The sequence below is a fragment of the Limnohabitans sp. Bal53 genome, assembly GCF_003063355.1.
GTDB lineage: Bacteria > Pseudomonadota > Gammaproteobacteria > Burkholderiales > Burkholderiaceae_C > Limnohabitans_A.
Map to the genome: position 1 here is coordinate 318,030 of NZ_NESH01000002.1, position 16,114 is coordinate 334,143.

Sequence of the window (16,114 nt, forward strand, 5' to 3'; positions counted from 1 at the left end):
CGGCCATGACATCAAAAATCGCTGGCCACCTGCTCGTTGAATGCCTCTTGGCCCAAGGCGTTACCCATGCTTTCGGCGTACCCGGTGAAAGCTACCTGGCGGTGCTGGACGGCTTTCACCTTTACCGCGATCAACTCACTTTTGTGACCTGCCGACAAGAGGGTGGGGCGGCCTTCATGGCCGAGGCCCAAGGCAAGCTCACTGGCCGTCCTGGCATTTGTTTCGTCACGCGCGGCCCGGGTGCCACCAATGCATCGATCGGTGTGCACACGGCGTTCCAGGATTCCACACCCATGGTCCTGTTTGTGGGTGACGTTGCCAGCGACACCCGCGATCGCGAAGCCTTTCAGGAAATGGACTACACCCACTTTTTTGGTCCATCCACCAAAGGCATGGCCAAACGCGTCGAGCGCGTGGACGATCCGGAACGCTTACCCGAGTATGTGGCCCGCGCTTTTGCGACGGCCATGAACGGTCGACCAGGCCCTGTGGTCTTGGTCTTGCCCGAAGACATGCTGACCCGCCCCGTCAAGGCCCAGTCCCTCGGTCGTGTGGAGCCGGTTCAGGCCTGGAGCGACCCGGGTGCCTTGCGCACGCTGCGAGACATGCTCTTGGCCGCACAAAAACCCTTGGTGATTGCGGGTGGCGGCGGCTGGACGCCCCAAGCGGCCCAAGCTTTGCAACGCTTTGCCGAAAACTGGCAGCTGCCGGTAACCAATGCGTTTCGTTTTCAGGACACGTTCGACAACCACCACCCTTTGTATGCCGGGGATGTGGGCATCGGGATTGGCCCAGCATTGGCCCAGCGCGTGCGCGATGCCGACCTGATTGTGGCCATCGGCCCTCGCCTGGGTGAAATGACCACCGGGGGCTTCACCTTGCTGCAAGCGCCCAAAACCCGTCAAAAGCTGGTGCACATCCATGCCAGCGCCGAGGAGCTCAACCGTGTTTACCAAGCTGATTTGGCCATCCACGCCACCATGAACGCGGCCGCCCGCAGCCTGGAGGTTTTGAGTGCGCCCACCGAACTGCTTTGGGCCGATTGGACGCAGGCCGCGCACAATGACTATCTGAACAACCTCAAACCCCAGGTCTTACCCGGCGACATCGACATGCCGGCCATCGTGGCCACGCTGCAAAAGCATTTGCCAGCGGATGCCGTGCTGACCAATGGTGCGGGAAACTTTGCGAGCTGGATGCACCGTTTTTACAAGCACCATGGCTTGGTCAAAGGCCACAAAACCCAGCTGGCTCCTACTGTAGGCGCCATGGGTTATGGCGTGCCTGCGGGCATTGCCGCGAACTTGCTGACTGGGCGCTTGGCCTTCACCATCGCCGGGGACGGTGATTTCTTGATGAACGGTCAGGAGCTGGCCACAGCGGTGCAGCATGGCGGAAAAAGCATCATCGTGCTGCTCAACAACGGCATGTACGGCACCATCCGCATGCACCAAGAGCGCGAATACCCGGACCATGTCACGGGCTCGAAACTGCAAAACCCTGACTTTGCCGCTTTGGCTACGGCTTATGGTTACGTGGGCGTGCGCATTGAGCAAACACAAGCCTTTGAGTCAGCCCTGCTGGAGGCTCTGGCGCGTCCTCAAGGCACGCTCATTGAAGTCATGTTGGATCCGGAGGTGATCACCACCCGCGGAACGCTTAGCGCCATCACCCAGGCCGCTTTGGCCCGGCAAGAGACGACTTGAACGCAGGCGTTTGACGCCTGCCTCTGCCCAGGTGATCCCAAGCCATCACGTGGCTTGGGCTTGATCCAAAAAAAAACCCGCCGAGGCGGGTTTTTTTATGGATGCCAATGGGCAGCGCGACTGAATTACGTCAGGTGCTTGCCGATCAAGCCGGCCATTTCGAACATGGTCACTTGTGCCTTGCCAAACACGGCCTTGAGTTTGTCGTCGGCATTGATGGCGCGGCGGTTCACGCTGTCTTGCAGCTTGTGCTTCTTGATGTAGACCCACATCTTGCTCACCACCTCAGTGCGTGGCAGAGGTGTGGCTCCCACCACGGCAGCCAAGGCGGCACTGGGGGTCAGTGCCTTCATGAAGGCGGGGTTGGGGGTGCGTTTGGTTGCAGGAGCGGCCTTTTTGGCGGGTGCTTTGGCAGCCACCTTTTTAGCCGGTGCAGCCGCTTTTTTGGCGGGTGCAGTCTTGGTTGCCGGTGCTGCTTTTTTAGCGGGAGCTGCAGCTTTTTTGGCCGGGGTTTTTTTCGCAGTTGCCATGATGAAATTCCTTTGGTCGGAAGTGGGTTCGCCGCTGAGAAACGGTGTGTTTACAGCTATTGGGATGCTAATGTAGAAAGTGGCACTTTCCAAGCAGAAAAATCATTTTTCACGCCATCTTGTTGCTGATTTGCCCTTGTTGTTGGGCTTTTCTTGTTCTTGCCAACTTTCATCAGGTTCATTTGGCGTCTAGTGGGTTCATCAAAGGCATGTTGCTTGGGTCAGCTTGGGTTGTCGCTCGAGCTTGCTGGTGTATTTCATAGATTGTTTTGTTTTTTCATATTGCAAAATTTTTATAGTTTCGAGCTTGAGCTTTTCTTTCGAATCATGGATAAATTTTTTACATTGAAAAATTACGAGCTTAACCCATTGATTTTAAACAATTAAAAATATGTCTTGTATAAGACATAAGATATGAAGCAGGTCTTCTATAAGAGTTAAGATATTGACAACGACACAGCAGAAATCGCTGCTCTCGTCGCCCGATTTCAACTTGACCACAGGAGTCTTCCATGCCAGCCGACATCACTCAACAACTCAGCCGTGAACAACAAATCGCTGCCCTCGAAAAAGATTGGGCGACCAACCCCCGTTGGAAGGGCGTCAAGCGCGGCTACTCCGCCGCCGATGTCGTGCGTTTGCGCGGCAGCATGCCCATCGAGCACACCTTGGCCAAGCGCGGCGCAGAAAAGCTGTGGGAGAAAGTCAACGGCGGCGCCAAGAAAGGCTACGTCAACGCATTCGGCGCCATCTCTGCCGGTCAAGCCATGCAACAAGCCAAAGCCGGCTTGGAAGCCGTGTACCTGTCGGGCTGGCAAGTCGCCGCTGACGGCAACACGTCCGAAACCATGTACCCCGACCAGTCGCTCTACGCCTACGACTCGGTGCCCACCATGGTTCGCCGCATCAACAACACGTTCAAGCGCGCCGACGAAATCCAGTGGAGCCGCGGCATCAACCCCGGCGACAAAGAATTCATCGACTACTTCTTGCCCATTGTGGCCGACGCGGAAGCTGGTTTCGGCGGCGTGTTGAACGCCTTCGAATTGATGAAGAACATGATTGCATCCGGCGCGGCTGGCGTGCACTTCGAAGACCAATTGGCTGCTGTGAAGAAGTGCGGCCACATGGGCGGCAAAGTGTTGGTCCCTACCCAAGAAGCGTGCGAGAAATTGATCTCTGCCCGTTTCGCAGCCGACGTCATGGGCACCTCGACCATCGTGTTGGCCCGTACCGATGCTGAAGCGGCCAACTTGATCACTTCTGACCATGACGCCAACGACAAGCCATTCTTGACAGGCGAGCGCACACAAGAAGGTTTCTACCGCGTCAAGAACGGTTTGGAGCAAGCCATCAGCCGCGGCGTGGCCTATGCGCCTTACGCCGACTTGGTGTGGTGCGAAACCGGCGTGCCAGACATCGGCTTCGCCCGCGAATTCGCACAGGCTGTGCACGCTGCATGCCCAGGCAAGCTGCTGTCGTACAACTGCTCGCCATCGTTCAACTGGAAGAAAAACCTCAACGACAGCCAGATCGCTTCTTTCCAAGAAGACCTCTCTGCCTTGGGTTACAAGTACCAGTTCATCACCTTGGCTGGTATCCACATCAACTGGTACAACACCTTCCAGTTCGCCAATGCATACGCCAACGGCGAAGGCATGAAGCACTACGTCAACATGGTGCAAGAGCCTGAATTCGCAGCACGTGACAAGGGCTATACCTTCGTGTCGCACCAGCAAGAAGTCGGCGCAGGCTACTTCGACGACGTGACCACCGTGATCCAGGGCGGCTCGTCCTCCGTGAAAGCCTTGACCGGTTCGACCGAAGAAGAGCAGTTCCACTGATCTCTGGCATAGGCGCCTGAAAGGGCGCTGGCCTTCAAAAGCCATCCGATGCTGCGGGCTCGGGTGGCTTTTGTTTTTTGATCAATCTGGTGTTCGGCGGTTTGGGCTGGACTTTCCGTCTCCCGTCAGCGCACTTCATGTTGTGCGGTGGGGCCGCCCAGGCCTGTCCGGTGTGTATCCAGACTCGGCGTAGAGATTTGTTTCAGATCCAATGCCGCGAACAAAAAAGCCATCCCGAGGGATGGCTTTTTTGCGGATGGCGCGATCTCAGTCAGTTCAGGCAGCAGACGCCAGGGCTGCGTTGAAGGTCTCGCTGGGGCACATGACGGCCTTGAGCTTTTCGGGTGACGGATAGTAATAACCGCCAATGTCCACAGGCTGACCTTGCACCGCATTGAGCTCGGCCACGATGGTCTTTTCCTGTTCGGTCAAGGTTTGGGCCAATGTGGTGAAGTTGCTTTGCAACGCCAAATCTTCGGTTTGCGCTGCCAGTTCCTGCGCCCAGTACATGGCCAAATAAAACTGGCTGCCACGGTTGTCGAGTTGACCTGTTTTGGGCGAAGGGTTCTTGTTGTTGTCCAGTAACTTGCCGGTTGCAGCGTCCAGGGTTTTGGCCAAGATTTTCGACGCGTTGTTGCTGGTTTTGATGCCCAGGTCTTCCAAAGACACGGCCAAGGCCAGGAATTCACCCAACGAATCCCAACGCAGGTGGTTTTCTTCTACCAGTTGCTGAACATGTTTGGGGGCCGAGCCGCCCGCGCCGGTTTCGTACATGCCACCGCCGGCCATCAAGGGCACGATGGACAGCATCTTGGCCGAGGTGCCCAGTTCCATGATGGGGAACAAGTCGGTCAAGTAGTCACGCAGGATGTTGCCGGTTGCGCTGATGGTGTCCAGGCCGCGGACCACGCGCTCCAAGGTGTAACGCATGGCACGCACCTGGCTCATGATCTGGATTTCCAGACCAGCCGTGTTGTGCTCGTGCAGATACATCTTCACTTTGGTGATTAACTGCGCCTCGTGAGGGCGGTACTGGTCAAGCCAAAACACAACAGGCATGCCGGAGTTGCGCGCACGGTTGACGGCCAGCTTGACCCAGTCGCGGATGGCGGCGTCCTTGACTTGGCACATGCGCCAGATGTCGCCTTCTTCCACGTCTTGGCTCAGCAGCACTTCACCGGTGTTGATGTCGGTGATGTTGGCCACGCCGTCTTCTTGGATTTCGAAGGTCTTGTCGTGCGAGCCGTACTCTTCAGCTTGCTGCGCCATCAGGCCGACGTTGGGTACGGTGCCCATGGTCTTGGGGTCGAACGCACCATGCCACTTGCAGAAGTTGATCATCTCCATGTAGATGCGCGCAAAGGTCGACTCGGGCATCACGGCCTTCACGTCCTTCAAGCGGCCATCAGCCCCCCACATCTTGCCGCCGTTGCGGATCATGGCAGGCATGGACGCGTCCACGATCACGTCATTGGGCGAGTGGAAGTTGGTGATGCCCTTGGCCGAGTCCACCATGGCTAGCTCGGGGCGGCCTTCGTGGCAAGCGTGCAAGTCGCGCTTGATTTCGTCCTGCTTGGATTGGGGCAGGGTGGAGATTTTGGCGTACAGATCGGCCATGCCGTTGTTCACATTGACGCCCAATTCCTTGAACAAAGCACCGTGTTTTTCGAAAGCTTCTTTGTAGAAAATTTTCACGCAGTGGCCGAAAACGATGGGGTGCGAGACCTTCATCATGGTGGCTTTGACGTGCAAAGAGAACATCACACCCGTTTTGTGCGCGTCTTCGATTTCTTTTTCGTAAAACTCGAGCAAGGCTTTCTTGCTCATGAACATGCTGTCAATCACTTCGCGGTCGAGCAAAGAGACTTTGGGCTTGAGGATGATGGTTTTGCCGCTCTTGGTGATCAGCTCCATCTTCACGTCACGGGGGCGGTCCAATGTCATGGACTTTTCTCCGTGATAAAAGTCGCCCGCATGCATGTGCGAGACGTGCGAGCGAGAAGCCTGGCTCCAGTCTGCCATGCTGTGGGGATTTTTGCGCGCAAACTCTTTCACGGCGCGCGGAGCGCGGCGATCCGAGTTGCCTTCCCGCAGCACGGGGTTCACGGCCGAGCCGATGCACTTGGAGTAACGTGCTTTGATCGCTTTTTCTTCGTCGTTTTTGGGCGCGTCGGGGTAATCGGGCAAGGCGTAGCCTTTGCCTTGTAATTCTTTGATGGCCGCTGTCAACTGGCCCACAGAGGCGCTGATGTTGGGCAGTTTGATGATGTTGGTTTGCGGCTTCAATGTCAGCTTGCCCAGCATTGTCAAGTTGTCCGGCACCCTTTGCTCGGGCGTCAAGAAATCGGGAAATTCACCCAATATGCGGCCAGCCACGGAAATGTCGCTGGTTTCGACTTCAATGCCTGCGGCTTGTGTGAAGGTGCGAATGACAGGCAAAAATGCCGCCGTGGCCAACAGGGGGGCTTCATCCGTGAGGGTGTAAATGATTTTGGAGCGGGCGTCTGGCATGGTCATCGTGGTACAGGTTTTTACAAGATGAAAAGGAACATCTATCTTAAACCAAGCACGCCCTCATGAGCCTGACGACCATTCGTAAAACAGGAAAAAATGGCCTCGGTTTTGGCAAGCAGTTCATGGGTTCTGCCCCCTGATGCCTGAGGCCAGTCCGTCTTTGGTCAAACCTAATGTCAATTGTGGGAAAATGATGCAACTTTTTCAATTCCATCATCCAGCGCGGTCGATTACCGCGCTTTTGCATTCAAATCCATGGTTCAGATCACGCTTCCCGACGGTTCATTGCGCGAATTTTCCGGCCCGGTCACGGTGGCCGAAGTGGCTTCTTCTATTGGTGCCGGCTTGGCCAAGGCGGCCTTGGGTGGCAAGGTCAATGGTCAACTGGTCGACACCAGTTTCACCATCTCCTCAAACGCCCAATTGGCCATCGTGACGGCCAAAGACCCTGAAGGTCTGGAGTTGATCCGTCACTCCACGGCCCACTTGCTGGCGTATGCGGTGAAGGGTCTTTTCCCTGAGGCGCAAGTCACGATCGGCCCTGTGATCGACAACGGGTTTTATTACGACTTTTCGTACTCGCGCGCCTTCACGCCAGAAGACCTGGTCACGATCGAAAAGCGCATGACGGAATTGGCTGCCAAGGACGAGCCCGTATTGCGCCGGGTTCTGCCCCGTGACGAAGCCGTGGCCCATTTCAAAGGCATGGGTGAGCATTACAAGGCAGAAATCATCGGCTCGATTCCAGCGGGTGAGCAGGTCAGTTTGTACCGGGAAGGTGACTTTGAAGACCTGTGCCGTGGCCCGCACGTGCCCAGTACGGGCAAGCTCAAGCACTTCAAACTCATGAAGGTTGCGGGTGCTTACTGGCGCGGTGACAGCAAAAACGAAATGCTCCAGCGTGTGTATGGCACCGCTTGGGCCAGCAAGGAAGACTTGCAGCTGTACCTGACCCGCTTGGAAGAGGCCGAAAAGCGCGATCACCGCAAACTCGGCCGTGAACTCGACTTGTTCCATATTGACGAACATGCGCCCGGCCTGGTGTTTTGGCACCCCAAGGGTTGGACCGTGTGGCAAACCGTTGAGCAGTACATGCGCCAGGTTTACCGCGACAGTGGATACCAAGAGGTCAAGGGTCCACAGTTGCTGGACAAGACACTTTGGGAAAAAACGGGTCACTGGGACAAGTACCGTGACAACATGTTCACCACCGAGTCCGAAAAGCGTGACTACGCTTTGAAGCCAATGAATTGCCCGGGTCATATCTTGATCTTCAAGCAGGGCTTGAAAAGCTACCGCGATTTGCCTTTGCGTTACGGCGAATTCGGTCAGTGCCACCGCAATGAGCCTTCGGGTGGCTTGCACGGCATCATGCGCGTCAGAGGCTTCACGCAAGACGATGGCCACATTTTCTGCACCGAAGACCAGATCCTGCCTGAGTGCGACACTTTCACGCAGGTGCTCAAGAAGGTGTATGCCGACTTCGGTTTCACCGACATCCTCTACAAGGTCTCCACCCGTCCGGCCGCGCGCATTGGCTCTGATGAGCTGTGGGACAAGGCCGAAAAAGCCTTGATGGACAGCCTGCGCCACTCGGGTTGCGACTTCGTCATTTCCGAAGGCGATGGTGCTTTTTACGGCCCCAAAATTGAGTACACGCTCAAGGATGCCATTGGTCGCGAATGGCAGTGTGGCACGATCCAGGTCGATTTCAACCTGTCCGAGCGTCTGGATGCTGAGTACGTGGCCGAAGACGGCTCGCGCCAGCGTCCCGTCATCTTGCACCGTGCCATCGTGGGCAGTATGGAGCGTTTCATCGGTATTTTGGTTGAGCAGCATGCGGGTGCCTTGCCCACTTGGCTCGCACCCCTGCAGGTTTCAGTGCTCAACATCACCGATGCCCAGTCCGATTACTGTCGCGAAATTGCTGCAAAACTGCAAAAATCGGTGTCAAATCAAGGCCTTAGGGTCGATTTGGACCTGCGTAACGAGAAAATCACGTATAAAATACGAGAGCATTCGTTGCAAAAGCTGCCCTACATCCTTGTCGCAGGTGACAAAGAAAAGGCAGCAGGTACCGTCGCAGTGCGCGCCCGAGGCAACAAAGACCTCGGTGTGATGTCGATCGATGCGTTCATGGAACTCATTGCTGCCGACATCGCTTCTAAAGCCTGAAGGTGTTTTTCGCCACAAGCTTTGGCCCGTGGGCACAAAGATGGATAGGCTGCTTTTCGCAGTTTTGTTCCGTAAAGGATTGAGTCATCGCTACCGAATTTCGTGATCGTCGCCAACGCGAAGAACGTAAACACCGTTTGAACCGTGAAATCATGGCCCCAGAGGTCCGTGTTTCAGGGCCTGAAAATGAGCCCATGGGCATTTTGTCTCTGGCTGAAGCCTTGCGCTTGGCCGGCGAGATGGACGTGGACTTGGTTGAAATTGCTGCCACGGCCAACCCACCGGTCTGCCGTTTGATGGACTACGGCAAGTTCAAATACCAGGAGCAAAAGCGTGCGGCAGAAGCCAAAGCCAAGCAAACGGTGATTGACATCAAGGAAGTCAAGTTCCGCCCAGGTACCGACGATGGTGACTACAACATCAAGATGCGCAATATCCGTCGGTTTTTGGCCGATGGCGACAAGTGCAAGATCACCCTGCGTTTCCGTGGTCGTGAAATCACGCACCAGGAACTGGGTCTGGCTCTGCTCAACCGCATCCGCGATGAGCTAGCGGACTCAATCATCGTGGAGCAGTTCCCTAAGTTGGAAGGTCGCCAGATGATCATGATGATCGCGCCAGGCCGTAAAAAGCCTGCTGCGGGTGGCAAGACTGCAGACGCGTCTGCACCGGCCGAATCGGCTTGACAAAGAATTCGACTTGCCTTCGGGCGGGTTGAGTCAAAAGCTGCCCCAGGGTGGCTTTTGTTAAAAGTGGCTCGGGGCCAACAAGGCTGCAAATTTTTTGCAGACGCCTCACGAGCACAATTAAAGGAGCATGAATATGCCCAAGATGAAGACCAAAAGCAGTGCTAAAAAGCGCTTCCGTGTTCGTCCAGGTGGAACCGTTAAACGCGGCCAAGCCTTCAAACGTCACATCCTGACCAAGAAGACCACCAAAAACAAGCGCCACCTTCGCGGTGCTGTGTCTGTGCATGAGACCAACATGGGTCACATGGCACAAATGCTGCCCATGGCTGGCCTGTAATCACTGACGAACAAGGAGAATAAATATGCCTCGCGTTAAACGTGGTGTAACGGCACGCGCCCGTCACAAGAAAGTTTTGGCCCTTGCAAAAGGTTTCCGCGGTCGCCGCGGCAATGTCTTCCGCATCGCCAAACAGGCGGTGATGAAGGCCGGTCAATACGCCTACCGTGACCGCCGCACCAAAAAGCGTGTGTTCCGTCAGTTGTGGATTGCCCGTATCAACGCCGCTGCGCGTGAATGCGGTCTGACCTACAGCCAGTTCGCCAACGGCCTGAAAAAGGCTGCCATCGAAATCGACCGTAAGATGCTGGCGGACATCGCCGTGCACGACAAGGCCGCTTTTGCTGGCATCGTGAACCAAGTTAAAGCCAAATTGGCTGCAGCTTGAGTCCATGAGTGACATGGGCCTTTGGGCCTGTGCCACGCACTCGATCAAAGGGATTGAGGCTCGCAAAAGCTTCAATCCCTTTTTTGTTCTTTCTCACACAGATCACCGATCTCCCACACCATGAACGAGCTGGACACCCTGGTCGAATCCGCCCGCCAGAGTTTTGTGCAGGCACTGACACCTGCTGACCTCGAAAACGCCAAGGCCCAGTTTCTGGGCAAAGCCGGTCGCATCACCGAGCTGATGAAGGGCATGGCCGCTCTGAGCGTGGAAGACAAGAAAACCCGAGGTGCCGCCATCAACATCGCCAAGCAAGCGATTGAGGCCGCATTGAACGACCGCCGCCAGTCCCTGGCCGACGCCGAGTTGCAAGCGCAACTCAAAGCCGAGGCGCTGGATGTGTCGCTGCCTGGTCGCAGTGCCAACGTCGGTGGTTTGCACCCCGTCTCGCTCACATTGGAGCGGGTCGAGAATATTTTTGGCTCCATGGGCTTTGAAGTGGCCCAAGGACCCGAGATCGAGACCGATTGGTTCAACTTCACAGCGCTCAACACGCCCGAAGACCATCCCGCGCGATCCATGCACGACACCTTTTACGTCGAAGGCGGTCATTTGCTGCGCACGCACACCAGCCCCATGCAGATTCGCCATGCGGTCCAGCACGTCAAGCGCTACAAAAACCAACTCGACGCGGGTCAAGGCATGCCCGAGATCCGTGTCATCGCGCCAGGCCGCACTTACCGCGTGGACAGCGATGCGACCCATTCGCCCATGTTCCACCAGTGCGAAGGCCTGTGGATTGGCGAAAACGTGAGTTTTAAAGACCTCAAGGTCGTGGTCACAGATTTTTGCCGCACCTTCTTCGAAAGCGACGATCTGGTGTTGCGTTTCCGTCCAAGCTTCTTCCCCTTCACTGAACCCAGCGCCGAGATCGACATCCAGTTCCAAAGCGGCCCTCTGGCCGGTCGCTGGCTCGAAGTGGGTGGCTCCGGTCAAGTGCACCCGAACGTGGTGCGCAACATGGGCCTGGACCCTGAGCAGTTCATTGGTTTTGCCTTTGGCATGGGTATGGACCGTTTCACCATGCTGCGCTACGGCGTGAACGACCTGCGCCTGTTCTTTGACGGCGATGTGCGCTTCCTGAGCCAGTTCCAGTAATTCCTCCCAAGTCCGACACACGAGACACGAGTCATGCAATTTCCTGAATCCTGGTTGCGCGAGTTCTGCAACCCGCCCCTGACGACCCAGCAACTGGCAGAGACCTTGACCATGGCCGGCCTCGAAGTGGAAGAGCTCGAGCCCGTGGCCCCGCCTTTCACGAAAATCGTGGTCGGTGAAATCAAGGAAGCCGTGCAACACCCGAACGCCGACCGCTTGCGCGTGTGTCAGGTGGATGTGGGGCAGGGCAGCCTGCTGAACATTGTGTGTGGCGCGCCGAACGCCCGTGTAGGCATCCGCGTGCCATGCGCCATGGTCGGCGCCGAGTTGCCTCCGGGCGAAGACGGCAAACCTTTCGTCATCAAGGTGGGCAAGCTGCGTGGCGTGGAAAGCCAGGGCATGCTGTGCTCGGCCAAAGATCTGAAGATCGCCGACGACCATGGTGGTTTGTTGGAGCTGCCCGCAGACGCGCCATTGGGACAAGACATTCGCCAGTACCTGAATCTGGACGACACCCTGATGACGCTCAAGTTGACGCCCAACCTGGCGCATTGCCTGAGTGTTTACGGCATCGCCCGCGAAGTTTCGGCCCTGACGGGTGCGCCTTTGAAAGCCCCGACTTTCCCGGCTGTGGCGACACAGATCAGCGACAAGCTGGCTGTGGATGTTCAGGCGCCTGACCTGTGCGGCCGCTTCAGTGGCCGCGTTGTCAAGGGCGTGAACACGAAGGCACAGACCCCGCAGTGGATGGTCGACCGCTTGGCCCGTTGCGGTCAGCGCAGCGTGAGCCCGTTGGTAGACATCTCCAACTACGTGATGTTCGAGCTCGGTCGCCCTTCGCACATTTTTGACCTCGACAAGATCCATGGCGGCTTGCAGGTGCGCTGGGGCAAGCCCGGTGAATCGCTCAAGCTGCTCAATGGCAACACGGTGACCGTGGACGCGAAAGTGGGCGTGATTGCCGACGACAGCCAGGTCGAGTCGCTGGCGGGCATCATGGGTGGTGACGCCACCGCCGTGTCCGACGACACACAAAACATCTACATCGAAGCGGCCTTCTGGTGGCCTACCTCGATTGCAGGACGTTCGCGCCGCTACAACTTCTCGACCGATGCCGGACACCGCTTTGAGCGTGGCGTTGACCCACAGTTGACGGTGGAGCACATCGAGCGCATCACCCAGCTGGTGCTCGACATTTGCGGCACGTCAGAGACGAAGGTCGGCCCCATCGATGACCAGACCCTGAACATCCCAGCCATCAAGCCCGTCACGCTGCGTGTGGGCCGTGCGGTCAAAGTGATCGGCATGCCGCTCTCCCAACAACAGTGCGCTGACGCCTTGCGAGGCTTGGGTCTGCAAGTGGTTGAAGGCGAGGGCACCATCACCGTGACGCCGCCCAGCTTCCGCTTTGATTTGCAGATCGAAGAGGACCTGATCGAAGAAGTGGCCCGCATGGTGGGCTACAACAACCTGCCTACAAACCCGCCTCTGGCCCCCATCACCGCCAAGGTGCGCCCAGAGACCGAGCGCAGTCCGTCTGCCGTTCGACGCGCCATTGCCGCTTTGGGTTATCAGGAAACCATCAACTACAGCTTTGTTGAAGAAAACTGGGAGCGCGATCTGGCGGGCAATACCAACCCGATCCGTCTGCTTAACCCGATCGCCAGCCAGATGAGCGTGATGCGCTCGAGCTTGATTGGCTCGCTCTTGCAGGTGGTCAAGTTCAACGCCGACCGCAAGGCCGATCGGGTGCGCGTGTTCGAGTTGGGCCGCGTGTTCCTGCGTGATGCGAGCGTGCTCGACAGCGACGCCACGGTGCAAGGTTTTGACCAGCCCATGAAGGTCTCCGGCATCGCCTGGGGTCCCTTGGAGCCTTTGAGTTGGACAGGCAAGTCGCGCCTGGTAGATTTTTTCGATGTCAAAGCCGATGTCGAGCGTTTGTTGGCCCCAGCCCAAGCCGAATTTGTGGCCGCCGAACACCCCGCATTGCACCCTGGCCGCTCAGCCCAGGTGCTGCTGAATGGCCGGGTGATGGGTCATGTGGGTGAGTTGCACCCGCGCTGGCGTCAGGCTTGGGACTTGCCGCATGCGCCTGTCGTGTTCGAGCTGGACCTGGATGCCGTCACACAACGCAGCGTGCCCGTGGCGCAGCCGGTTGCCAAGCTGCAAGCGGTGGAGCGCGACATTGCCGTGATCGTGCGCGAGCAGGTCACGCATGCCGAGTTGATGCAGGCCATCCACAGCGCGCCGACCCAGGGGTTATTGCGCCATGCTGTGCTGTTCGATGTCTATCGCCCCAAAACCGATGCTGCGGGTGGCTTGGCGGTGGGCGAGAAAAGTTTGGCGGTGCGTTTGAGTTTGCACAGCGACGAGGCCACCTTGACCGACGCTCAGATTGAAGCCGCCATGGGGGCCATCATGGCCAGCTTGTCCGAGCGGGTTTGTGCGCGTTTGCGTACCTGAGTGCGTGCCATGCAAATCAGTTTTGAATCCCTGGAAACCCCGGCCCTGACCAAGGCGCACCTGGCCGATTTGCTGTTCGAGCAGATTGGCCTGAACAAGCGTGAGTCCAAGGACATGGTGGATGCGTTCTTTGATCTGGTGGTGGACAGCCTGATTGCGGGTGACGATGTGAAAATTTCCGGCTTCGGCAATTTCCAGATTCGCACCAAAGCCGCGCGCCCCGGGCGCAACCCGCGCACCGGAGAATTGATTCCTATTGATGCACGTCGTGTGGCGACCTTCCATGCCAGCCATAAACTCAAGGCCTTGATTCAGGGCGATGCGGTTGACGACGAAGGTGTGGAGACCGTGGGCCGCTGAATCATTTTTTGATCGGAGTGCCCATGTTGTTCAAGTTCAAATCCCAAGTCACCAGCGACCTCATCATGCTGGAGGCAGATGCCCGCAGGCTGCTGCACATCATGTTGGGCCACGACCCTGACAAAGGCATCATTTTGGTGAAGGACATGCCTGCAGCCGTTGCCAAGTTGGAGTCAGCTGTTGCCCAAGATGAAGCGGCCCGTTTGCAGCGCAGCCAAGCGGCGCAAAAAGCCGCCGTCCCCAAAGACAGCCCGCAGGACGACTCGGTGGAGGTGTTGGACGCCGTGCGACTTGCGCAGCGGGCCACCCCCATGCTCAAGCTGCTCAAACACTGCGTGGCCGACCCGTCTGACGTGGTCTGGGGCGTGTGAGGTTCAGCCGGGTCGTTTGCTGAACACGGCCCCACCGAGTTTGAAGCCGGGCTTGATTTGCCGCTTGGCAAACCAGCCTTGGTTCATCTCCAGGACAAAGCGTACGGGTTTGCTGGAGCAGTGCGAGTCATCGCTTTGTGGCTGCATGTCGGCCAAGTTGACGATGGTGCCATCGTCTTCAACGAAAGCGGCCGTGAGGGGAATCAGGGTGTTGCGCATCCAAAAGCACTGTGTCGACGCTTGCTCGAATATGAACAGCATGCCCTCGTGCATCGGCATGTCCTTGCGCCACATCAGACCTATCTGTCGCTGCTCGGGGGTCTGAGCCAGCTGCACATCCAAGCGGTGCATGCCGGCCGTCAATGTTGTGCGGGCCAAGCCCAATTGCGGCCCGGGATTGGACTGGGCCGATGCCAGCGATCCGGCCAGCAACAAGGCGCAGGCGATACCAAACGATGCGCCGCGCCAGGTCTTACTGCGGGCAGGGCTGCAAAACGAGCGAGATGTCAAAAAGAACAAGTGGTTCATGGTGTGGGCTGGAGTGCAAAGCAGGCCACAAGGATAACGCCTGCAGGCGCATTGAAAGAACTGGGCAAGCCGACCGATTCCAATCCATCCGAAGACCCAGCTTGCTGGGGACTTTGCCGGGACCCGGCAGCCGCTGGGAAGGTCAGGCCCCATCTGAAGACCCTAGGGCCCAAGCGCCAGGATTTGACCTCATGGCGTCTCAAGGACCTGCCGAGCCCGGTGGGGCGGGTGGGGCGCTGTCAGCCCCATCGGCCTGGTCAGGACTGGTCACAGCGTTGTCAGTGGGTTGGGACGATTCTGCCAATGGCATGGGCGTGGTTGCCACAATATTGGCAGCCATCAGGCCCTTGGCGCCTTGCGTCAGCTCGAAACTCACGCGCTGGCCTTCCTTGAGGGTTTTGAAGCCCTCCATCTGGATGGCTGAAAAATGGGCGAAGGCGTCTGCGCCGCCGCCGTCGGGTTGAATGAAACCAAAACCTTTGGCATCGTTGAACCATTTGACCGTACCACTGGGCATACGACGTCTCCGTGTTTTTATGGATTAGCTCAGTTTGAGTAATTCAAGGCAAATTTGTCAATGTGAGGTTTTCCCGGGGTGCGGCATTTGTGCCGCACCTGGCCAAGACTTTTCAGACCCCAGGCTCAAAGGGCTTGAAAGCATCGATAGAATGAAATCATGGCAACGAAAAAACCTTCCAATCCCACGCTGCCGACCGTGACTCCCCGTTCGCCCGATGGCGGCGATTCGGTGGTCCTCGAAAGACGTGCTCAAAAAATCGAACCGCCCCAGATGTACCAGGTGGCGATGCTCAACGACGACTTCACCCCCATGGAATTTGTGGTGATGGTGATCCAGGAGTTTTTCAGCAAAGACCGCGAAGCGGCCACCCAAATCATGCTCAAAATTCACCTGGACGGCAAAGGCGTTTGTGGGGTCTATTCCCGCGATGTGGCCGCCACCAAGGTTGATCAGGTGTTGGATGCGGCCAAACAGGCGGGTCACCCCTTGCAATGTGTCAGTGAACCCATTGATTAAGCCGGCATGCCCCCC

Annotated in this window: 16 protein-coding genes; 11 read left to right on the forward strand and 5 right to left on the reverse strand. The window is 57.3% G+C overall.

Annotated features, from left to right (window positions below; all coding sequences use genetic code 11):
• The first annotated feature begins 5 nt into the window (after positions 1 to 5).
• A complete protein-coding gene (locus tag B9Z50_RS06455) occupies positions 6 to 1,706 on the forward strand; it encodes a thiamine pyrophosphate-binding protein (protein WP_108362849.1) in 1,701 nt (566 codons plus the stop codon).
• Between the two features lie 125 nt (positions 1,707 to 1,831).
• Here B9Z50_RS06455 and B9Z50_RS06460 read toward each other — a convergent pair whose 3' ends face one another.
• Both B9Z50_RS06460 and B9Z50_RS18065 read right to left on the reverse strand, forming a co-directional pair.
• The gene (locus B9Z50_RS06460) at positions 1,832 to 2,236 is read right to left on the reverse strand and encodes an SWIB/MDM2 domain-containing protein (RefSeq protein ID WP_108362850.1); all 405 of its coding nucleotides are present in this window, start codon (positions 2,234 to 2,236) and stop codon (positions 1,832 to 1,834) included.
• 56 nt (positions 2,237 to 2,292) lie between these two features.
• Positions 2,293 to 2,418, reverse strand: coding sequence for a hypothetical protein (locus tag B9Z50_RS18065; RefSeq protein WP_255418356.1), 126 nt, complete (start codon positions 2,416 to 2,418; stop codon positions 2,293 to 2,295).
• 330 nt (positions 2,419 to 2,748) lie between these two features.
• On the opposite strand from B9Z50_RS18065, the gene aceA reads away from it, so the two are divergent.
• On the forward strand, positions 2,749 to 4,080 hold the full coding sequence (gene aceA / locus B9Z50_RS06465) for an isocitrate lyase (RefSeq protein WP_090138925.1): 1,332 nt from the start codon (positions 2,749 to 2,751) through the stop codon (positions 4,078 to 4,080).
• A gap of 276 nt (positions 4,081 to 4,356) precedes the next feature.
• Here the strand turns inward: aceA and B9Z50_RS06470 are convergent, their stop codons facing one another.
• Positions 4,357 to 6,591, reverse strand: a complete 2,235-nt coding sequence (locus B9Z50_RS06470; protein ID WP_108363625.1) for an NADP-dependent isocitrate dehydrogenase — start codon at positions 6,589 to 6,591, stop codon at positions 4,357 to 4,359.
• Positions 6,592 to 6,849: 258 nt separating this feature from the next.
• Here B9Z50_RS06470 and thrS point away from each other — a divergent pair, with 258 nt between their 5' ends.
• From thrS to B9Z50_RS06510, 8 genes are all read left to right on the forward strand, one after another.
• Positions 6,850 to 8,769, forward strand: coding sequence for a threonine--tRNA ligase (gene thrS, locus B9Z50_RS06475; protein ID WP_108362851.1), 1,920 nt, complete (start codon positions 6,850 to 6,852; stop codon positions 8,767 to 8,769).
• An 86-nt stretch (positions 8,770 to 8,855) separates the two neighbouring features.
• Positions 8,856 to 9,455, forward strand: coding sequence for a translation initiation factor IF-3 (gene infC / locus B9Z50_RS06480; protein ID WP_108362852.1), 600 nt, complete (start codon positions 8,856 to 8,858; stop codon positions 9,453 to 9,455).
• Positions 9,456 to 9,591: 136 nt separating this feature from the next.
• A complete protein-coding gene (rpmI, locus tag B9Z50_RS06485; protein WP_108331276.1) occupies positions 9,592 to 9,795 on the forward strand; it encodes a 50S ribosomal protein L35 in 204 nt (67 codons plus the stop codon).
• A 25-nt stretch (positions 9,796 to 9,820) separates the two neighbouring features.
• Entirely contained in the window at positions 9,821 to 10,183 is a 363-nt protein-coding gene (rplT, locus tag B9Z50_RS06490) for a 50S ribosomal protein L20 (RefSeq protein WP_026036460.1), read from the forward strand.
• Positions 10,184 to 10,303: 120 nt separating this feature from the next.
• Positions 10,304 to 11,341, forward strand: coding sequence for a phenylalanine--tRNA ligase subunit alpha (gene pheS, locus B9Z50_RS06495; protein ID WP_108362853.1), 1,038 nt, complete (start codon positions 10,304 to 10,306; stop codon positions 11,339 to 11,341).
• 33 nt (positions 11,342 to 11,374) lie between these two features.
• The gene (gene pheT, locus B9Z50_RS06500; RefSeq protein ID WP_108362854.1) at positions 11,375 to 13,804 is read left to right on the forward strand and encodes a phenylalanine--tRNA ligase subunit beta; all 2,430 of its coding nucleotides are present in this window, start codon (positions 11,375 to 11,377) and stop codon (positions 13,802 to 13,804) included.
• A gap of 9 nt (positions 13,805 to 13,813) precedes the next feature.
• Positions 13,814 to 14,164 (forward strand): integration host factor subunit alpha, encoded by a 351-nt coding sequence (locus tag B9Z50_RS06505; RefSeq protein ID WP_090046653.1) that lies wholly within the window; start codon positions 13,814 to 13,816, stop codon positions 14,162 to 14,164.
• A 23-nt stretch (positions 14,165 to 14,187) separates the two neighbouring features.
• Entirely contained in the window at positions 14,188 to 14,535 is a 348-nt protein-coding gene (locus B9Z50_RS06510; protein WP_108362855.1) for a DUF1840 domain-containing protein, read from the forward strand.
• A 3-nt stretch (positions 14,536 to 14,538) separates the two neighbouring features.
• On the opposite strand, the gene B9Z50_RS06515 is transcribed toward B9Z50_RS06510, so the two are convergent.
• Both B9Z50_RS06515 and B9Z50_RS18100 read right to left on the reverse strand, forming a co-directional pair.
• Positions 14,539 to 15,063, reverse strand: coding sequence for a DUF192 domain-containing protein (locus B9Z50_RS06515; protein WP_108362856.1), 525 nt, complete (start codon positions 15,061 to 15,063; stop codon positions 14,539 to 14,541).
• Positions 15,064 to 15,262: 199 nt separating this feature from the next.
• The gene (locus B9Z50_RS18100; protein ID WP_108362857.1) at positions 15,263 to 15,580 is read right to left on the reverse strand and encodes a cold-shock protein; all 318 of its coding nucleotides are present in this window, start codon (positions 15,578 to 15,580) and stop codon (positions 15,263 to 15,265) included.
• Between the two features lie 159 nt (positions 15,581 to 15,739).
• On the opposite strand from B9Z50_RS18100, the gene clpS reads away from it, so the two are divergent.
• On the forward strand, positions 15,740 to 16,099 hold the full coding sequence (gene clpS / locus B9Z50_RS06525) for an ATP-dependent Clp protease adapter ClpS (RefSeq protein ID WP_108362858.1): 360 nt from the start codon (positions 15,740 to 15,742) through the stop codon (positions 16,097 to 16,099).
• The last annotated feature ends 15 nt before the right edge of the window (positions 16,100 to 16,114 follow it).

Excerpts from the sequence above, each read along its gene's own strand:
- B9Z50_RS06455 (WP_108362849.1), top strand. The coding sequence starts at position 6 with ATGACATCAAAAATCGCTGGCCACCTGCTCGTTGAATGCCTCTTGGCC.
- B9Z50_RS06460 (WP_108362850.1), bottom strand. The coding sequence starts at position 2,236 with ATGGCAACTGCGAAAAAAACCCCGGCCAAAAAAGCTGCAGCTCCCGCT.
- B9Z50_RS18065 (WP_255418356.1), bottom strand. The coding sequence starts at position 2,418 with ATGAACCTGATGAAAGTTGGCAAGAACAAGAAAAGCCCAACAACAAGG.
- aceA (WP_090138925.1), top strand. The coding sequence starts at position 2,749 with ATGCCAGCCGACATCACTCAACAACTCAGCCGTGAACAACAAATCGCT.
- B9Z50_RS06470 (WP_108363625.1), bottom strand. The coding sequence starts at position 6,591 with ATGCCAGACGCCCGCTCCAAAATCATTTACACCCTCACGGATGAAGCC.
- thrS (WP_108362851.1), top strand. The coding sequence starts at position 6,850 with ATGGTTCAGATCACGCTTCCCGACGGTTCATTGCGCGAATTTTCCGGC.
- rpmI (WP_108331276.1), top strand. The coding sequence starts at position 9,592 with ATGCCCAAGATGAAGACCAAAAGCAGTGCTAAAAAGCGCTTCCGTGTT.
- rplT (WP_026036460.1), top strand. The coding sequence starts at position 9,821 with ATGCCTCGCGTTAAACGTGGTGTAACGGCACGCGCCCGTCACAAGAAA.
- pheS (WP_108362853.1), top strand. The coding sequence starts at position 10,304 with ATGAACGAGCTGGACACCCTGGTCGAATCCGCCCGCCAGAGTTTTGTG.
- pheT (WP_108362854.1), top strand. The coding sequence starts at position 11,375 with ATGCAATTTCCTGAATCCTGGTTGCGCGAGTTCTGCAACCCGCCCCTG.
- B9Z50_RS06505 (WP_090046653.1), top strand. The coding sequence starts at position 13,814 with ATGCAAATCAGTTTTGAATCCCTGGAAACCCCGGCCCTGACCAAGGCG.
- B9Z50_RS06510 (WP_108362855.1), top strand. The coding sequence starts at position 14,188 with ATGTTGTTCAAGTTCAAATCCCAAGTCACCAGCGACCTCATCATGCTG.
- B9Z50_RS06515 (WP_108362856.1), bottom strand. The coding sequence starts at position 15,063 with ATGAACCACTTGTTCTTTTTGACATCTCGCTCGTTTTGCAGCCCTGCC.
- B9Z50_RS18100 (WP_108362857.1), bottom strand. The coding sequence starts at position 15,580 with ATGCCCAGTGGTACGGTCAAATGGTTCAACGATGCCAAAGGTTTTGGT.
- clpS (WP_108362858.1), top strand. The coding sequence starts at position 15,740 with ATGGCAACGAAAAAACCTTCCAATCCCACGCTGCCGACCGTGACTCCC.